This window comes from Streptomyces zagrosensis, from assembly GCF_014203645.1.
GTDB classification, from domain to species: Bacteria; Actinomycetota; Actinomycetes; order Streptomycetales; family Streptomycetaceae; genus Streptomyces; species Streptomyces zagrosensis.
Genome location: NZ_JACHJL010000001.1, coordinates 304543 through 322140 on the forward strand (window position 1 = coordinate 304543; position 17598 = coordinate 322140).

General features: G+C 71.1%; 16 protein-coding genes and 1 other RNA gene. 8 read left to right on the forward strand and 9 right to left on the reverse strand.

The window, feature by feature from the left end; genetic code table 11:
- Positions 1-255: 255 nt before the first annotated feature.
- Both FHS42_RS01345 and FHS42_RS01350 read right to left on the reverse strand, forming a co-directional pair.
- Positions 256-981, reverse strand: a complete 726-nt coding sequence (locus tag FHS42_RS01345) for an ABC transporter permease (RefSeq protein WP_184568611.1) — start codon at positions 979-981, stop codon at positions 256-258.
- Positions 978-2000, reverse strand: a complete 1023-nt coding sequence (locus FHS42_RS01350) for an ABC transporter ATP-binding protein (RefSeq protein WP_184569021.1) — start codon at positions 1998-2000, stop codon at positions 978-980. Before FHS42_RS01350 ends, FHS42_RS01345 begins: the two co-directional genes overlap by 4 nt.
- Before the next feature lie 502 nt (positions 2001-2502).
- On the opposite strand from FHS42_RS01350, the gene chsH3 reads away from it, so the two are divergent.
- A complete protein-coding gene (gene chsH3 / locus FHS42_RS01355) occupies positions 2503-3393 on the forward strand; it encodes an enoyl-CoA hydratase ChsH3 (protein WP_184568612.1) in 891 nt (296 codons plus the stop codon).
- A gap of 194 nt (positions 3394-3587) precedes the next feature.
- Positions 3588-4097 (forward strand): NUDIX hydrolase, encoded by a 510-nt coding sequence (locus FHS42_RS01360; protein ID WP_184568613.1) that lies wholly within the window; start codon positions 3588-3590, stop codon positions 4095-4097.
- A gap of 81 nt (positions 4098-4178) precedes the next feature.
- Here the strand turns inward: FHS42_RS01360 and FHS42_RS01365 are convergent, their stop codons facing one another.
- Together FHS42_RS01365 and FHS42_RS36510 are read right to left on the reverse strand one after the other, a co-directional pair.
- Positions 4179-4355, reverse strand: coding sequence for a hypothetical protein (locus FHS42_RS01365; RefSeq protein ID WP_184568614.1), 177 nt, complete (start codon positions 4353-4355; stop codon positions 4179-4181).
- Positions 4356-4767: 412 nt separating this feature from the next.
- On the reverse strand, positions 4768-6744 hold the full coding sequence (locus FHS42_RS36510; protein WP_246494096.1) for a hypothetical protein: 1977 nt from the start codon (positions 6742-6744) through the stop codon (positions 4768-4770).
- 271 nt (positions 6745-7015) lie between these two features.
- Here FHS42_RS36510 and FHS42_RS01375 point away from each other — a divergent pair, with 271 nt between their 5' ends.
- The 3 genes from FHS42_RS01375 to FHS42_RS01385 are packed head-to-tail and all read left to right on the forward strand — an operon-like array spanning position 7016 to position 9883.
- Positions 7016-7879 carry a Nif3-like dinuclear metal center hexameric protein gene (locus tag FHS42_RS01375; RefSeq protein ID WP_184568615.1) on the forward strand — a complete coding sequence of 288 codons (864 nt, stop codon included), beginning with the start codon at positions 7016-7018 and terminating at the stop codon, positions 7877-7879.
- A 54-nt stretch (positions 7880-7933) separates the two neighbouring features.
- On the forward strand, positions 7934-8677 hold the full coding sequence (locus FHS42_RS01380) for a zinc ribbon domain-containing protein (protein ID WP_184569022.1): 744 nt from the start codon (positions 7934-7936) through the stop codon (positions 8675-8677).
- Positions 8678-8683: 6 nt separating this feature from the next.
- A complete protein-coding gene (locus tag FHS42_RS01385) occupies positions 8684-9883 on the forward strand; it encodes a bifunctional RNase H/acid phosphatase (RefSeq protein WP_184568616.1) in 1200 nt (399 codons plus the stop codon).
- A gap of 66 nt (positions 9884-9949) precedes the next feature.
- Here the strand turns inward: FHS42_RS01385 and eda are convergent, their stop codons facing one another.
- From eda to FHS42_RS01400, 3 genes are all read right to left on the reverse strand, one after another.
- Positions 9950-10564, reverse strand: coding sequence for a bifunctional 4-hydroxy-2-oxoglutarate aldolase/2-dehydro-3-deoxy-phosphogluconate aldolase (gene eda, locus FHS42_RS01390; RefSeq protein WP_184568617.1), 615 nt, complete (start codon positions 10562-10564; stop codon positions 9950-9952).
- Between the two features lie 204 nt (positions 10565-10768).
- Positions 10769-11566 carry a peroxide stress protein YaaA gene (gene yaaA, locus FHS42_RS01395; protein WP_184568618.1) on the reverse strand — a complete coding sequence of 266 codons (798 nt, stop codon included), beginning with the start codon at positions 11564-11566 and terminating at the stop codon, positions 10769-10771.
- A gap of 272 nt (positions 11567-11838) precedes the next feature.
- Positions 11839-13098, reverse strand: a complete 1260-nt coding sequence (locus FHS42_RS01400; protein ID WP_184568619.1) for an APC family permease — start codon at positions 13096-13098, stop codon at positions 11839-11841.
- Between the two features lie 156 nt (positions 13099-13254).
- Here FHS42_RS01400 and rnpB point away from each other — a divergent pair.
- Positions 13255-13680, forward strand: an RNA gene (gene rnpB / locus FHS42_RS01405) — RNase P RNA component class A.
- A gap of 5 nt (positions 13681-13685) precedes the next feature.
- Here the strand turns inward: rnpB and FHS42_RS01410 are convergent.
- Entirely contained in the window at positions 13686-13961 is a 276-nt protein-coding gene (locus FHS42_RS01410) for an SDR family NAD(P)-dependent oxidoreductase (RefSeq protein ID WP_184568620.1), read from the reverse strand.
- Positions 13962-14071: 110 nt separating this feature from the next.
- Positions 14072-15124, reverse strand: coding sequence for a PhzF family protein (locus tag FHS42_RS01415; RefSeq protein ID WP_221475941.1), 1053 nt, complete (start codon positions 15122-15124; stop codon positions 14072-14074).
- Positions 15125-15588: 464 nt separating this feature from the next.
- Between FHS42_RS01415 and FHS42_RS01420 the strand changes: the two genes are divergently transcribed.
- The gene (locus FHS42_RS01420) at positions 15589-17229 is read left to right on the forward strand and encodes an alkaline phosphatase D family protein (protein ID WP_184568621.1); all 1641 of its coding nucleotides are present in this window, start codon (positions 15589-15591) and stop codon (positions 17227-17229) included.
- 83 nt (positions 17230-17312) lie between these two features.
- A complete protein-coding gene (locus FHS42_RS01425; RefSeq protein ID WP_184568622.1) occupies positions 17313-17501 on the forward strand; it encodes a DUF2795 domain-containing protein in 189 nt (62 codons plus the stop codon).
- The last annotated feature ends 97 nt before the right edge of the window (positions 17502-17598 follow it).

The following is a 17598-nucleotide window of genomic DNA, read 5'->3' on the forward strand; positions in this document are numbered from 1 at the left end:
GCCGCCTTGATCCCTCCGGCGGGGCCAGCCCTTCCGGCGGGGCCAGCCCTTCCGCGCGGCCGGTTCTTCCGCGTGGCGGGGGCAGCCGGTGTGACCGTTTCGGCTGACCGATTGCGGGCCAGTGCGTACCGTACGCGCCGTGCGCTCCCTCGCTGGGCGCCTCGTCTGGGCGTACGTGCTGCCGCTCGCCGCAGCCGGCGGGGTACTCGGGGGCCCCGGGTACCCCGCCGGCTGCCGGGTCGGGCGGCCATCGGGTCACGCCGTACGGGCGCAGACGCGGTACGAGCGCAGGGCGTAGCCGCCGAATGCCGCTAGCCAACCGAGCAGCGTCAGCGTCGTCAGCAGCCCGGGCGCGTGCCCCTCGGTGATGCTCCAGCCCAGGTCGGCGAAGCGGTGGGTGGGGGTCCAGTCGGAGATGGCGCGCAGCCAATGCGGGAAGTTGGTGGACGGTATCCATAGCCCGCCGACGATGGACAGGCCCAGATTGCAAGAGACGTTGACCACGCCCGTGGTCTGCGCGGTCAGCAGATAGCCGTTGCCAAGGCCCAGCAGCGTGAACGGCGCGGTGCCGATCCACAGCAGGCCAAGGAGCGCGGCCCATTGCCATGCGGCCAGCTCCACGTGGTTGATGAGGCGGCCGGCGAGCAACACCGCCACGATGGCGGGCAGCACGATGACGGAGCCGGTGAGTGCGCGGCCCGCGACGACGTGCGAGGGGGCGAGCGGGATGAGCCGCAACTGGCGCAGCCAGCCGATCGTCTTGTCCTCGGCGAGCCCCGTGCCGACGCTGAGCGCGGAACCGAGCGCCCCGTACGCGGCCATGCCGACCATGAGCGATATCGCGGTCTCGCGCTTGTCGTCACCGCTGATGCCGAGGTTGGTAAAGAGCAGGTACATCACCACCGGCATGCCGATGCCAAAGACGACGAACCCGGTGTCGCGCAGTGTGCGCCGGACTTCGAGCGTGATGTAGGTGATCACCGGGTTGCTTCCTTGGCGTGCGGAGGGATCGGGGCGGCGGTCCGCCGCTGGGTGGCGGCTTGGGTGCGGGCCGGGGCTGGGGCCGTGGTCGGGGCCGTGGTCAGGGCCGTGGTCAGGGCCAGGAATGCCTCTTCGAGGCTGGCCGGTGCCACCTCAAGGCTTCGGATGGCGCCGCGCTGTGCCAGGGCCATGACGGTGGCGTCGGAGTTGCTGCTACGCAGCCGGGCGCGGTCGCCGTGGACCTCCACGGAGGTCACACCGGGCAGCAGGGCGAGCCCCGCGGATGGCGCTCCTGCCAGGTCGAAGGCGACCAGGCTGCCCCCGACCGTCCGCTTGATCTCATCGGCCGGCCCATCGGCGGCGACCCGGCCCCGGTCGATGACGACGATTCGGTCGGCGTTCTCGTCCGCCTCCTGGAGGTAGTGCGTCGAGAACAGCACGGTGTTGCCCCGCCGTGCGTACCGGCGCATGGCTTCCCAAAACGCGCGGCGGGCCGCCACGTCCAGCGCCGTCGTCGGCTCGTCGAGCACGATGAGTTCGGGGTCGCCGGCAAGCGCCACAGCGAACCGGACGCGCTGCGCCTGGCCGCCCGAGAGCTTGTCCACGCGCCGGTGCGCGAGCTCATCGAGCCCGGCGATGGCCAGCGTCTCAGCGACCGGCAGGGGTGCCGGATAGCTGCTGGCCACGAATCGGACCAACTCTCGTACCGTCACGCGCGGAATGGGCTTCCCGTCCTGGAGCATCGCCCCCACCCGGCCCTCGCGCACCGCGCGCTGTGGCGCAGCCCCGAAGAGCCGGACCTCCCCGGACGACGGGGGCAGCAGGCCGAGCAGCATGCTGAGCGAGGTGGACTTGCCCGCGCCGTTGCGGCCGAGCAAGGCGACGGTTTGGCCGCGCGGTATGTCCAGGTCCAGGCCGTCCACGGCGCGGACCGGGCCGTAGGTGCGGGAGACGTTACTCAGGTGCACGGCGAGCGGGGCGCTAGGCGTCCTGCCAACTCCCAGCGCGCTGGGCGCCATCGGTGATTTCTGAGCTGCTCTTTCGGCGTGCTTCATGCCTTTGACGCTACGGATGCGCCTCCTGACCTCGACAGAGGTGAATGTTGATGATTGACCAGGACAAATGTCACGGACGGTGGTTGGGAAAGGCGGCACAGGCGGCACAGGCGGTGCAGCGCGTTGGTAGCCGGTCCTAGCCGGTCGTAACTGGTCGTAACCGGTCTTAGCTGGGCCCGCTGGTGACGGTGACTGGGTTCCCGTGGGGGAGTGGCTCGCGGCCTTTCCTCACGTGGGCCCTTTCCCCGGGGCTGGGGCGTCGGCTATACAGGGAAGGCATCGGCTAGAACGTGTTCTAGGAACGGGTCCGCGGTGCAGTGCCGTTGTCCGCACTGCACCACGGGGCGCCCCGGGTGAGGACCGGCGGCCGACCAGCTACGGCCCCGGCGCGGCTGACGGTGCGGACGGATCGGGCCGGGATCTCCTGTCGGATGCCTTCCGCCCGTGCCGAAGGAGCAGCGCCCCCATGCCGATCGACGTCGCCAAGGCCACCGCCGCCGAGCCGACCAGCACCCCCCTCACCTGGGACGCCAAGGACGTACTGCTCTATCACCTGGGCATCGGCGCCGGCTCCAGAACCGAAGTGCCGGCAGCGGCCACCCACCCCGCCGAGTTGCGCTACACGCTGGAAGACCGGCTGCACGTGCTACCCAGTTTCGCCACCGTCGCCGGTGGCAAGATGGCGCTCGCCGCAGGGCTCTCGGCCCCCGGCATCGAGATCGACTTGGCGGCCGTGCTGCACGGTGGTCAGCGCATCGCGATGCACCGACCGCTGCCCGTGTCCGGGCAGGCCAACCAGAGCTCGCGGGTGGCCGCCGTCTACGACAAAGGCAAGGCCGCGGTCATCGTGTTGCGCTCGGACGTCGCGGACGCGGACGGGCCGCTGTGGAGCTCGGACAGCCAGATCTTCGTCCGTGGCGAGGGCGGGTTCGGCGGTGAGCGCGGGCCCTCGCAGCGCGCCGAACTCCCGGACCGCGATCCCGACCACACCGTTCACCGATCCACGCGCGAGGACCAAGCGTTGCTCTACCGCCTGTCCGGCGACTGGAATCCGCTGCACGCCGACCCTGAATTCGCGGCGCTCGCTGGCTTCGACCGGCCGATCCTGCACGGCTTGTGCTCGTACGGCATCGTGCTCAAGGCCGTCGTGGACACCGTGTTGGACGGCGACGTGAGCCGCGTCAGCGCGTACGAAACCCGCTTTTCCGGCGTCGTCTACCCGGGCGAGACGCTGCGTGTGCGGATGTGGCCACAAAGCGGCCGAGTGCGGGTGCTTGTGACCATCGCCGACGAAGGCCCCGATAGCGAGCGAGCCGGCGCCCCGGTATTGGCCGACACCGTGGTCGAGTACACCTGAGCCGGTCCGCGCGTGTGGGTCGCGCAGCCGCCCGTCCGCATGCGGACGCGCAGCCGCCCGCATCCAGACCAGAGCAGTCCTGGCAGGGTGCGAAACCCAACGGCTGTCCGCGCTGAGTCTGTTGGCGTTGGGCCTGTTCGCGTGGAGTCTGTGGGTGTTGAGTCTGTGGGCGTGGTCCGAACTACGCTTCCGGCATGCCTGATCAGGGAAGTTACCGTCGCGACTCCGCTCGTGTGCTGTTGCTCGATGAGCTGGACCGCCTGCTGTTGTTCACGTTCCGTGTCCATCCAGATGCCCCCGGGAGCGGCCACGGCTGGTGCACGCCCGGTGGCGGCGTCGAGGACGGGGAGACCCTGGCAGAGGCGGCAGCCCGCGAGCTGTGTGAAGAGACGGGCCTGTCGGTGGTGCCAGAGGCGCTGGGACCGGCAGTCGCGGAGACCTGCGGGTACGCAGATATCGGATGGGCTGAAGGGGTCTTCCGGGACGTCTTCTTTCATCTTCGTGTCACCACCCACCAGGTCGATGTGACGGGGCAGGAAGCGAATGAGCGCAAGTACCATGCCGGGTATCACTGGTGGCCCATCGCTGACCTGGCAGCCGCCACCCATGAGACCGTCTACCCCTTCGGCCTGGCCGAGTTGGCGGCCGAGCTGGTGGCTGGGCATGTCCCTGTTGAACCGATTCAGCTGCCCTGGCACCACTGAGGACAGTGGGCAGCGTATGGCCCTTGGCCAGGGGCGTCGTTTCGGTGCAGACGGACATGCTGCCGTCACCCCAGCCCGCCGTTATTCGCCCGCTGGTCGTCGGTGCTTTCCTTGTACGGGTTCTTGGCGGTGCTCAGCGGCTGCGGGCCCGCGGTGCTTGCCCGCGCCCATCACATCGGCGGTGGCATTGCTGCCCAGCTGCGATGCGGGCGAGCCCAATTGACGTGCCTCGGCGGTTTCCGTTCGGACTTTGGCCATGAGGGAAGTCACTCCGTGAACTATCGCTATGTGTGGTGCGCGTGGGGAGTCACTGCCCGTGCATGCGGGCTGTGACCGACGTCAACGCGCCACCAGCGCAGGACCGTTCGACACCCGAAAAATGTGCCAGGCGTACGGCTGCGCAGCCCCCACCGAAGTCTAACCAGGCCGTCGATCACCCACGGCTACCGGGCTACGGGCAGCTGCCGGAGCCATGGGGGATGACCGGCCCGAGGGCATCACCTGCGCAGTCAACTCATCGGTCCTGTACCACTATTCGGCCATCTTGCCGGCCCGTACGGCTACCCAGTGCGGCCGGCACGCACAGCTCGACCGACCACGGTGTCGGTCCATGCGACTACTCAGCGTGGCCGTTCCTTCGGCTCATCCGGCACCGTGCCGGCCCGTACTGCTAGCGGTCGCCGGTGAGTGGCGCCTGCTGTAGCGGTACGGGCCGGCAGATGGGGTGCACCACCCCGCGGAGCTGGATAGCGCCAGCGCGCCACGGGGGCGGGTCTTGGTGGTGTGCAGCCGCAGCGTCGCCCGCGGGGGATACGCCACCGTCGCGATCGGGGGGTACGTCGTCGAGCGGGGGAACCGAGCAGGGGGCCGCAGTTCGTTGACGCGCATCGGCCGACCATGCCCGCGCGGAGGCGGGCGCTGCGTGCTCTGCTGGCTCGTGACCCGCGCCCGCGTGCGCTGCCTGCTCGTCGCCCGCTGGCTCGTGGCCCGCCCGGGTGTGCGTTGCTGACTCGCGCCCCGCCGCGCCGTGCAGCGGATACGGCATCGGCATCCGCTCTGGCATCGGTCCTGGCATAGGCGCCAGCGGCACGGTCATAGGCACCGGCACCGGCACCGGCACCGGCACCGGCATAGGCACCGCCATGGGCATGGGCATGGGCATAGGCATCGGCCCCGGTTGGGCCGCCTGTCTCGCTCGTGGCTTCGGGGTGGGCTCCGGCATGCGCAGGCGGGCCACGCCGCAGGGAGCCTGCGGCGTGGCGTAGGGCAGGCGGAGTTCTGCGTTGCGGGTCCACAGCCCCGTACCCGCCAGCCAGCCGGGCGGAGGCGACACATGGTGCAGCCGGCGCTCCATGGGGCGCCATAGGACGACCCAACTACCGCCGTCATCCCCGCGGCCCCGGCCCTCCTCCGTCGCTCGGCCGGCGGTGGGCCGATGGGTCTCCCGATCCGGCGAGTAGCCGCCGGCCGGCCCCTGGTCGCCACCCGGCCCGCAGCCGTCACTCCACCCCGGCCGACCCCCCGCGGCGCAGTCCGTTGTCCCGCCAGAGCCGGCCGACGCGCCGGGGCCCGTTGCAAAGCTGGCCCCCGCACCACAGCCCGCCCCTGGGCCACGACCCGCATCGACAGGTCGCACCGGCGCCAGGCGGAACGCCACCGCGCAGTTCTCCGGCGTCAGCGTCTGGCCCGGTTGGGCCGCGAACGGCGTCAACGTCACCGCCGATGGCACCGCGGCGCCGCGGTGCGGGCCGTCCGGGGACGGGTCGAGGCAGTCGGGGAACCGCACCGGGCGCGCGCTGCCGAGCACGCCCCAGCCGAGCCGGTCCCGGCCGGGCGCGTTGGATCGTACGAGCAACAGACCGCTGTCCGGGTCGGCGAGCAGGAGGCGGTCATCGCTGTCCTCGGTGATCTGGAGCAGCGGACTGATTTCGCCGCCTCGCCGCAGGTCCACGACGACGGTCTTGACCCGGCCCGCCAACTCGCGGTCCAGGGCCAAAAGTCGCCCCTCACGGTCGAGCCAGCTTCCCGCGGAACACTGCCCCGGCACCTCCGCGATGTGCTCGGGCCCGAGCGAGCCGCCGTGCACCAACCAAATGTGGGTGGACTGTTCGCCCCGTGCGAGCGCGTACGCCAGGACGCCGCACGGCGCCGGCGGCAGCAGGGACAGCGTGTCGCACTCGATGAACCCGAGCGGTAGTTCGCCGGTACCGGGGCCCGTGGGGTACAGCAGCGAGAGCGCGTGCCGTTCGGCGACGCGGCGCCGGATCAGCACCCGCCCGTCCGCCAGCGGCAGCACCTCGCTGTCCGGCTCCTCCGGCTGGTGGGTGGGCAGCGGCACGGCGTACGGCTCGGGCCCGTCCAGCGTCCAGCGCTCCGGGAACCGTTCGCCGGTCGTACGGCAGACCGCGAGCCTGGCGGCGTACGAGCCGTCCGCGGTGAGGGTGAGGGGAGCCCCGTCAGTCCGGCCCCGGTGCGCGGCGGTACCTCCGGGGCCTCCGGGGCCCCCGGGCTCGCGCCCGGCCGCGCCCTGTGGGGCGTCGGGGGCAGGGCCTGGAGCGGCGCCAAGGGTGGCAGGGCGCGCGTCGCGATCAATGTGGTGGGTGTCGCGATCAGTCTGGGGAGCGGTCTCGATGGCACAGGCCGTCATGGAACGGTCACCTCCGGCGCCTGAACGTACTTTTCCCGACCGGGGTGCGAACGGGGAGAGGTGCGGCACTTCACGCGAAAGGGTGGCTATCGCCCGGTTTCCCGGCACGCGCGCCGTTGGCTGTGCTTACTAGGTGGCGGTTCGGCGTCGGAGCGGTGTCGCAGCGGTGTGATGACCTTGGGGTAGCGCGGCGGCTACGGTGCGCCGGCGGCGGGAGGCGGTGCCCCAGCTCCGGGGCGTTCGGGGGCGGTGGGCAGGTAACCTCTGACCCGTGCCCGCACTCGCTGAAGTTCTCACCGCGCTCGACGCTCTGTGGCCCCCGGAGCGGGCCGAGGAATGGGACGCCGTCGGCACGGTCTGCGGAGATCCTGACCGGCCCGTTACGCGCGTCCTGTTCGCCGTCGATCCCGTACTGGACATCGCCGATGAGGCGGTGCGGCTCGACGCCGACCTGCTCATCACGCACCACCCGCTCTACCTACGGGGCACGACGACCGTCGCGGCCTCGACCTCCAAGGGCCGTGTGGTGCACACACTGATCAAGCACGACATCGCGCTGCACGTGGCGCACACCAACGCGGACCGCGCCGACCCAGGCGTCTCCGACGCGCTCGCCGGAGCCCTTGACCTGCGCGTCACCGCCCCGCTCGTACCCGACCCGAGCGACCCGGCGGGCCGCCGGGGCCTTGGCCGGATCTGCGAGTTGGACGCGCCGCTGAGCCTGGCCGCGTTCGGCGAGCGGGTCGCGGAGCGCCTGCCGCGCACCGCGCAGGGCGTGCGCATCGCCGGAGACCCGGAGCGCACGATCCGTACGGTTGCCGTCTGCGGTGGCTCGGGCGACGGCCTCTTCGACGCCGTCCGAGCGGCCGGCGTCGATGCCTACGTCACCGCCGACCTGCGCCACCACCCGGCCTCCGAGGCCAGGGAGCGTAGGGAGCCCACAGCCTCCGGCCAGCTCGCCCTCGTCGATGCCGCGCACTGGGCCACCGAGTGGCCCTGGACCGAGCAGGCCGCGGCCCAGCTCGATGAGATCTCCGACCGGAACGGCTGGGGCCTGCGCACCCATATTTCGCGTACGGTCACCGACCCATGGACCGCGCACGCGCCCTCACCTGCCCCAGCCCGCACTCTTTAGCCCTCAAGCTGTCCTTAGCCCTCTCAAGCCCTCTTAGCCTTCTGGAGCCCCGAACTGAACGCCGCGCCCGCTGACCAAATCCGCCTTCTCGACGTCCAGGCGCTCGACGTACGGCTCTCCCAGCTCTCCCACAAGCGGGAGAACCTGCCCGAGCTCGACGAGATCGACATCCTGGACGCCGACCTGACGCAGCTTCGCGACCTGCTCGTGGCCGCGCAAACTGAGGACAGCGACACCGCCCGCGAGCAGATCAAGGCGGAGCAGGACGTCGATCAGGTCCGCCAGCGAGCTGCCCGCGACCAAAAGCGCCTGGACTCCGGCGCCACCACCTCGCCCAAGGACCTGGAGAACCTTCAGCACGAGATCGTCTCGCTCGCCAAGCGGCAAGGCGCCCTGGAGGACGTCGTCCTGGAGATCATGGAGCGGCGTGAGTCCGCGCAGGAGCGTGCTGCCGAACTCACCGAGCGCGTCGCCTCCGTCGAGGCCAAGATCGCCGATGCCAGCACGCGCCGCGACGCTGCCGCCGAGACCATCGAGGCCGAGATGGCGACGGCTACCAAGGAGCGCGAGATCGTCGCCGGTTCCGTACCGGCCGACCTGCTGAAGTTGTACGAGAAGCTGCGCGCCCAGCAGGGCGGCGTCGGAGCGGCCCGGCTCTTCCAGCGCCACTGCGAAGGCTGTCGCCTGGAGCTCAACATCACCGAGGTCAACGAGATCAAGGCCGCGGCCCCTGACGAGGTGCTGCGGTGCGAGAACTGCCGCCGCATCCTGATCCGTACGCCCGAGTCGGGTCTCTGAGTTCACATGGCGAACCACTTTGTCGTCGAGGCGGACGGCGGGTCTCGGGGCAACCCGGGGCCCGCGGGTTACGGGGCCGTGGTGTTCGACCAGGCGACCGGCGACGTCCTGGCCGAGGCGGCAGAGTCCATCGGGACGGCCACCAACAACGTGGCCGAGTACAAGGGGTTGATCGCCGGGCTGCGTGCCGCGTACGCGCTCGACCCCACGGCACAGGTCCGGGTCCGCATGGACTCCAAGCTCGTTGTCGAGCAGATGTCGGGCCGTTGGAAGATCAAGCATCCGGACATGCGCCCGCTCGCGACCCAGGCACAGGCCATCTTTCCGGCCGGCCAGGTGACGTACGCGTGGATTCCGCGGGAGCAGAACAAGCACGCCGACCGGCTCGCCAACGAGGCGATGGACGCGGGCAGCCGGGGCGAGCAGTGGCAGCCGGCACACTCCACGGCGGCTTTGGACTCGACTGGTGCCGCATGGGCGCCCGGTGCGGCCACTCCTGAATCCGGTGCGGTCACTCCCGCTGCCGGCGCCACCGCGCGGCCCGTCCTGCCGGCGATGGGCTGGGCGGCCTCAGCGGACCTGGCCCCGCCGACCACCTTTGTGCTGCTCCGACACGGCGAGACCGCGCTCACCCCGCAGAAGAGGTTCTCCGGCAGCACCGGGTCCGACCCGCAACTGTCGCCCGCCGGGCGCCGCCAGGCCGAGTACGCGGCGGCTGCGCTGGCCGCACGCGGCACCGTTCAGGCGATCGTCAGCTCCCCGCTGCGGCGCTGCCGCGAGACGGCGGACGCGGTGGCGGCACGGCTCGGCCTTGAGGTGCAGATCGACGAGGGGCTGCGCGAGACGGACTTCGGCGCGTGGGAGGGGCTGACGTTCGCCGAGGTACGTGAGCGCTATCCGGCCGACCTCACGGCCTGGCTCGCCTCGACAAGGACCGCGCCTACCGGGGACGGCGAGAGCTTCGCGGCGGTGGCCCGCCGGGTGGCGCTCTCCCGGGACAAGCTCATCGCGCGCCACGCGGGCCAAACGGTGCTCCTCGTCACCCACGTCACCCCGATCAAGACCTTGGTCCGACTGGCCATCGGGGCCCCGCCGGAGTCCCTGTTCCGCATGGAACTCTCGGCGGCGTCCCTCTCGGCGGTGGCCTACTTCGGCGACGGCAACGCGTCGCTGCGGCTGCTGAACGACACCTCGCACTTGCGGTAGCCGCTGCGCGCCACCTCGCGTCCGTGGGTCGTACCTGCCATGCCTGCCTGATGCGCTCGCGCAGGCTTACGCGGTGTGCCCCAGCGCGGACGCCTCGCGCGCCAGGCTTTCGACGCGTGCCCAGTCCCGGGCACGGAGCGCATCCGTGGGGAGCATCCAACTGCCGCCCACACAGCCCACGTTCGGCAGCGCCAGATACGTCGGGGCCGAGGCGAGGCCGATGCCGCCCGTGGGGCAAAACCTCGCCTGGGGCAGCGGAGCGGACAGGGCGCGTAGATACGCTGCGCCGCCAGCCGCCTGCGCCGGGAAGAACTTCATCTCGCGTACCCCGCGGTCCAGTAGGCCCAGCACCTCCGACGCGGTGGACACGCCCGGCAGGAACGGCAGCCCCGAGCCCTGGAGGGCATCCAGCAGCCGCTCCGTCCACCCCGGGCTGACCAGGAACTGTGCCCCCGCCGCCTGCGCCGTCCGTACGTCATCGGGCGTCAGCACCGTGCCCGCGCCGACCACGGCGCCTGGCACTTCGGCGGCGATGGCCCGGATCGCGTCCGGCGCCACGGCCGTACGCAGCGTCACCTCGATCGCGGGCAGGCCGCCCGCCACCAGGGCCCGCGCCAGCGGCACCGCATCCGCCGCGTCATCGATGACGACCACGGGGATGACGGGCGTGAGCCCCAGCACGGAGGGACGAGGAGACTGAGGGGAATCAGGGGTACCAGTGGCATGAGAGACACCAGAGGCACCAGAGACACCAGAGGAACCAGGGGAATCAGGAAAATGGGGAGCAGAGGAAGAAGCAGCACCAGTCACTCGACCATCTTCCGCCCACGCTCCATTATTCGCAACGATGGTTGCGTATGATGCAACGCGCTGGATGAAGGGCCGTCAGAGCTCCGTCACCACTACATCCAGTGCCCACGCCGTGCCGTGGTGTGCCGGGGCCGCCGCCTCCACCGCGTAGCCCAGCTCGCGCAGCGCCTCGACCAGTTCCCTTGGCCCACGGGGTGCGGCCCCGGCCGTCAGCAGGTCGCGGACCATGCGGCCCTTCGTCGCCTTGTTGAAGTGGCTGACGATCGTCCGCTTCTCCACGCCGTTCACGATCTTTGACTGGAGCACGCGCACCGTCGCCGTGCGCTCCGCGACCTCGCCGCTCGGCTTCCACGCCGTCGCGTACGCCGCCGATCGCAGGTCAAGCACCAGGCCCCGGCCCGCGACCGCGGGCAGCGCCTCGCTCATGGGGCCGCGCCAGTACGCACCGAGCGCGCCGAGGCCGGGCAGCTTGACGCCCATCGAGCAGCGGTAGGAGGGGATGCGGTCGCCGATCCGAACAGCGCCCCACAGCCCCGAGAACACCAGCAAGGAGCGGGCCGCGCGGCGCCGTGCGGCCGAATCGAGGGTGGCCAGGTCGAGCGCGTCGTAGAGCACACCGGTATAGATCTGCCCGGCGGGCTTGGCCCCAGCGGTGCGCAGCTCGGCGTTCTTGGCGATCTCGCCACGCAATCCCTGGCTCAGCCCGAGGACCTCCGCGGCCTTCTCCTCGTCGCCCGCGCACAGCGACACCAGCTCATCCAGCACCGCAGCCCGCGCCGCCCCGAGCTCCGGCAACGACAACGCGTCCAATTTCAGGGCGGCGCCGGACCCGCTGGGGGCCTTCCCCTCGGACGGCGGCAACAACACGAGCACGGTGGTTCTCCTCACCCGGACGGCGACACGGTGGAACGACATACGACGACGTGGGCCAGCGGTATCGGCCGCGGGCGCCTCGCCACGCTGCGCGGTACGAGCGGGAGGGCCCGGGCCGCTGACCCTACGAGCACCAGCCCTCACGGGCGCTGGCACCTGTGGGCGCCGGCATGTCGTGGGGGCCTGCACCTGGCTCGCCGGGTCCGGGACGGCGACCGGTGGGCGGCCCCGCCGCAGCCTATGCCGGTGGCGGGGCCGCGTGAAAACCGTGCCTACCCGCGCCGCCGTCCCCAGCGCTCCCGTGCCCCGTACGACAGCGCCCCACCCGCCACTACAGCCGTTCCCGTCACGACCGCCGACAGTGGCAGGGCGAAGGCGAGGGTGGCGCAGCCGGCGAGGCCGATGACGGGGATGAGGCGGGGTGGGCGGGACTCCTCGGCGGTGAGGGTGAGTGCGCTGGCGTTGGCGATCGCGTAGTAGGCGAGCACGCCGAAGGAGGAGAAGCCGATGGCCCCGCGGAGATCTGCCACCGTCACCGCCACGGCTACCACGGCGCCGACCGCGATCTCCGCGCGGTAGGGGGCCGCCGTGCGCGCATGGACCGCTGTCAACAGCCCCGGCAGATGTCGGTCACGGGCCATGGCCAACGTGGTACGGGAGACGCCGAGGATCAGCGTGAGCAGCGCGCCGAGCGCGGCGAGCGCCGCGCCGACCCGTACGACGGGAACCAGCCACCCCGCGCCCGCCGCGCGCACCGTGTCGGCGAGCGGCGCGCTCGCGTCCGCCAGCCCGCCGGGCCCGAGCGTGGCCAAGGTGGCGGCCCCGACCGCCGCGTAGACGACGAGGACGATGCACAGGGCCAGGGGGATCGCCCGCGGGATGGTACGGGTCGGATCGCGTACCTCCTCGCCGAGCGTGGCGATTCTGGCGTACCCGGCGAACGCGAAGAACAGCAGGCCCGCCGCTTGCAACACCCCGCCGAACGTCACCTCAGTGGCGGTCTCGTCCGCCGCCCACGGTGCCCGGGCGTGCTCGCCGCTCCACGCGGCGACGCAGACCGCGGCAAGGACGGCGAGCACCGCCGCGACGATCACCCAGGTGAGCCAGGCGGCCTTGCGTACCCCGAGGCAGTTGACCACGGTCAGGGTCACCACGGCGGCGACCGCCACCGTCCGCTCGTGGTCCGGCCATACGTACGAGCCCACCACCAGGGCCATCGCCGCGCAGGACGCGGTCTTGCCGACCACAAAGCTCCAACCGGCCAGATGTCCCCAAAACGGGCCGAGGCGTTCTCGCCCGTAGACGTAGGTGCCGCCGGAGGCCGGATAGCGGGCGGCGAGCCGCGCCGATGAGGTGGCGTTGCAGTACGCCACGACCGCGGCCAGACCGAGGGCGAGCAGCAGACCGGAGCCGGCGGCGTCGGCGGCGGGCGCGAACGCGGCGAACACCCCGGCGCCGATCATGGCCCCGAGCCCGGTCATGACCGCGTCGAAGGTGCCGAGTTCGCGGCGTAGCCCCGCCTCAATTCGCATGCGGCCGATTCTGTCGCCCACGGCGGCCGGGCGCCATGGGCTGTGGGCCTGACCACCTCGCCTCCCACTGCCCGGGCGGCGGGCGCCGGCCGGGCCTGCGCCCCCACCAGCGCCGAGAGCGCCTCGGTCGGCGGGTAGCATGGTGCGCACGACGGACGAGTCGGCTGGGCGGTCGCGTCGGGCTCTGCCGAGTTCTGCGGAATTCGGAAGATGCCCGCCGAGGAACGTCCGGGCTCCATACGGCAGGGTGGTGGGTAACGCCCACCCGGGGTGACCCGCGGGACAGTGCCACAGAAAACAGACCGCCGAAAGCCGTCAGGTTTTCGGTAAGGGTGAAACGGTGGTGTAAGAGACCACCAGCGTCCGAGGTGACTCGGATGGCTCGGTAAACCCCACCCGGAGCAAGGTCAAAAGGAGCCGCTAATAAGTGGCTCTGCGCGAACGGTTGAGGGCTGCCAGCCCGAGTTCGCGGGTAGACCGCACGAGGCTGTCGGCAACGGCAGCCCTAGATGGATGGCCGCCTCCCCTTGGGCCGTAAGGCACTGGGGTGACAGAACCCGGCGTATATGGCCGACTCGTCCGTCGTATTACGCCACCCCCGAGCAGCGCGGGGATCTTCCCCACGCCGCGCCCGTGACGACGTCGGGGACCTCGCCGCGGGGTACTTTCTCGCCGAGATCCTTGCGTCGCGCTCCGAGCACGACGATTGCCCCCTCGGAAGCGATGCGTTCCGCGACCGCTCTGCCGATATCCGAGTTTCCTCCGGTGATGACGATGACCTTGGATTCCAGTCGCGTTGACCTTGCTGTTATTGCCTTCCTCGTACTGTGGCACCCGAATTCGGTGGGTGAATTCCGGGTCATGAGGAAAGCTTGCTGAGTGGCTCGTCAACGTGCTGGCGGGAAATGGTCATCGCCATGTCGGCCCGGCCTGGCCCGGCCAAGGCGGAGCAGAGCGGGCGGGCGCGGGTCGGTCAGGGGATGCGTATCCCCGCTCCCGTCACCCGAATCCGCGGGTCATCGGCGGCGATGCGCACCTCAAGGAGGCCAGGCCGCCCCAGGTCCTCGCCCTGGTGCAGGGTGAGCGTGGCGGGCGCCGAGACCACGCCCAGGGCGCGGGTGTACGCGCCGAACGCCGCTGCTGCCGCGCCGGTCGCCGGGTCCTCGACCACGCCACCGACAGGAAACGGGTCGCGCACGTGGAAGACGGCCGACTTTGACGTCGCGCCGGGGGCCGCCCACACGAGTTGGAGCGTGGTCAGGTCTAGGGCGCGCATGAAGGCGCCGAGCCGGTCGAAGTCGTAGTCAAGGCGGGCCAGCCGATCGCGGGTGGCGGCGGCCAACACCAGGTGCCGGGCGCCCGCGTAGGCGATGCGGGCAGGTAGCCGCGGGTCGAGTTCGGCGGCCGTCCAGCCGAGCGCGGCCAGCGTCTCTGCGAGGTCCGCGTCCGCGACCTCGGATACGTGCGGCTCGACGCTGGTGAGCGTGGCGTACGGGACACCGTCCCGGACGGTCACAGAGACCGGAACGGTGCCGGCGGCAGTGGCGAACATCAGCTCGCCGGGGCCGATCCGCTCCGCGAGCGCCACCGCGGCGGCGACCGTGGCGTGCCCGCAGAACGGCACCTCGGCCAACGGGCTGAAGTAGCGCACCGTGAACGCCCGGCCCGGGGCGCCACCGAGGCCAACCGGTGGGGAGGTCAGGAACGCCGTCTCCGAATAGCCCAATTCCGCCGCTATGGCGAGCTGCTCGGCGTCGGACAGGCCGGCCGCGTCGAGTACCACACCAGCAGGGTTGCCACCCTCCGGGTCGTGTGTGAACGCCGCATAGCGCAGCACCTCCGCAGTCACGGCGGCGCCTGGGCCCCTCGGACCAGTGCTGTTCGGGCCGGCCTCCGGGGCGGAGGGCGGGGGAGTGGCGGTCTGGGGCTGGGCGGTCCGGGTGTCCTGGCCGGGAGCGGGCTGCTGCTCGCTGGCCCGCGTGGCTGGGGCGGTGGGCCGTGGGCCTTGGTCACGCTGCGTCGTCATGCTCGGGGCAACCGTCCCCGCGAGCCGGCTATTCCGGCGCCAACTTGGCCGTGCGGGCCGGGTGACGCCCGCCCACCCAGCCGCTGATGGGCCGGCTGAAGCGCAGCGATCGATCTCACTGTGCTTCAGGACCTTTTCATATGCGTATGTATGCCCGTATGTATGCGCTTCGAGGCCGGCGCGGACCGCAGGCTGCTGATGCCGGGACGTACGGGTGCCCAGGCCCGCACCCTTCGGGGCCAGCTGCGCTGCCGCCTGCTCGCCCGGCCGCTCATTCCGCGTCCTCACGCATGGGCTTCCCCACGACGGCAATCGTGGCAGGGACCTGTCATGGAATGCCCCGAAGGGCCCGTTGCGGGGAGGGAACTCATCCACCCGACATGTATGCGTCGTACACGAGTCAGCGTGCCGCCGTTCGCCTCTACTCCAATCACCAGCGACAACACCAGCCCGGGGAGAGGCAGATGACGTACGCATCGCACGAGGAGCAGGCCGAACGGGACATGCGGGCCGCCGCGGCGCACCTCGGTCGCCGTAGGTTTCTGACCGTCACGGGCGCCGCCGCGGCGCTCGCCTTCGCCACCAACCTGCCGGGCAGCGCGGAGGCCGCATCGGCCACGCTGGACGCGCGGCGGATCGCCGATCATCCGTTCACCCTGGGCGTCGCCTCCGGCGACCCGCGCCCCGACTCGGTCGTGCTGTGGACGCGCCTGGCGCCGCGCCCGTACGAGACCGGCGGTGGCCTGCCACGCAAGCAGGTCCAGGTGCGCTGGGAGGTCGCGTACGACGAGGAGTTCCGCCGTATCGCGCGGCGCGGCACGACCATCGCCTACCCCGAGTTCAACCACACGGTGCACGTCGAGCCGACCGGGCTCAGGGCCGACCGGGTGTACTACTTCCGCTTTCGGACCGGCACCTGGATCAGCGAGGTCGGCCGCACCCGCACCGCGCCCGCTGCCGGGGCGCGCATCTCCGATCTGCGGCTCGGCGTCGTCTCCTGTCAGGCGTACCACGACGGCTACTTCACGGCCCACCGCCACCTGGCCAACGAGGACCTGGACGTCGTCTTCCACCTTGGTGACTACCTCTACGAGTACGCCGTGAACGCGGTCGGCGGGGCCCGTAACTACACGGACCGCACGCTGCCCGCCGTCTTCAACCGGGAGACCACGACGCTGGAGGACTACCGGCTGCGGTACGCGCTCTACAAGACCGACCCGGACCTGCGGGCCGCGCACGCCGCCCACCCCTTCGTCGTCACCTGGGATGACCACGAGACCGAGAACAACTACGCGGGCGACATCCCCGAGAACGACGTGCCGCCGGAGGAGTTCTTGATCCGGCGCGCCGCCGCCTACCGCGCGTACTGGGAGAACCAGCCGCTGCGCGCACCGCAGCGGCCGAACGGCCCCGACATGCGGCTCTACCGGCGGCTTCAGTACGGCCGGTTGGCGCAGTTCGACATTTTGGACACCCGCCAGTACCGCTCGAACCAGGCGTACGGGGACGGCTGGAAGGTGCCGGGGCCCGAGTCGCAAGACCCCTCGCGCACCCTCACCGGCGCCGCGCAGGAGCGCTGGCTGATCGATGGCTGGCGGCAGTCCAAGGCCCTGTGGAACGTCGTCCCGCAGCAGGTCACGTTCGCCGAGCGGCGCAGCACCTCCAGCGCCGACTACAAGCTCAGCATGGACTCCTGGGACGGCTACCCGGCATCCAGGCAGCGGGTGCTGGCCGGCGCCGAGTCGGCGGGCGTGGACAACCTGGTGGTCCTCACCGGAGACGTGCACGTGCACTACGCGCTCGACGTCAAGCGCGACTTCGCGAAGCCCGACTCGCGCACCGTCGGCGTCGAGTTCGTCACCACGTCCATCGCCAGCGGCAAGGACGGCGCGGAGAAGCCCGCCGACTGGGACCGGTACATGAAGGCCAACGCGCACCTGAAGTTCTACAACGGGCAGCGTGGCTACGTGGCCGTCACCCTCGACGGCAAGCAGGCGCGCGCCGACTACAAGACCGTTCCCTACGTCACCAAGCCGGGCGCCCCGATCGCCACCGTGGCGTCCTTCGTGACGGAGGCGGGCAACCCGGGTCTGAACCCGGCCTGAGCCGTACGCAGTGGCGCCCACCGGGTCACCCGTTTGGCGGATGTCCATTGGCGACCGTGGGGCGGGGCGACTCTCATGGCCGTATGGACGTGAACCCGATCGAAATGCAGAAGTGCCTGGGCGGAGTGCACTACCCCGCCTCAAAGGGCGACATCGTAGAGCAGGCCAAGGAGCACGGAGCCAGCAAGGACGTCATGGGGGCGTTGAAGTCGCTCCCTGAGAAGAACTACGACTCTCCTGCGGCCATCAACAAGGAAGTCGGTCAGCAGTGAAGCAAAGCCGGTCAGCAGTGGCCGGCTGCCGGGCGCCGGTGCCTCCACGGGGTGGCACCGGCGTCTTGCCGCTCCTTCCTTCGGCGGAGAGCCGGTA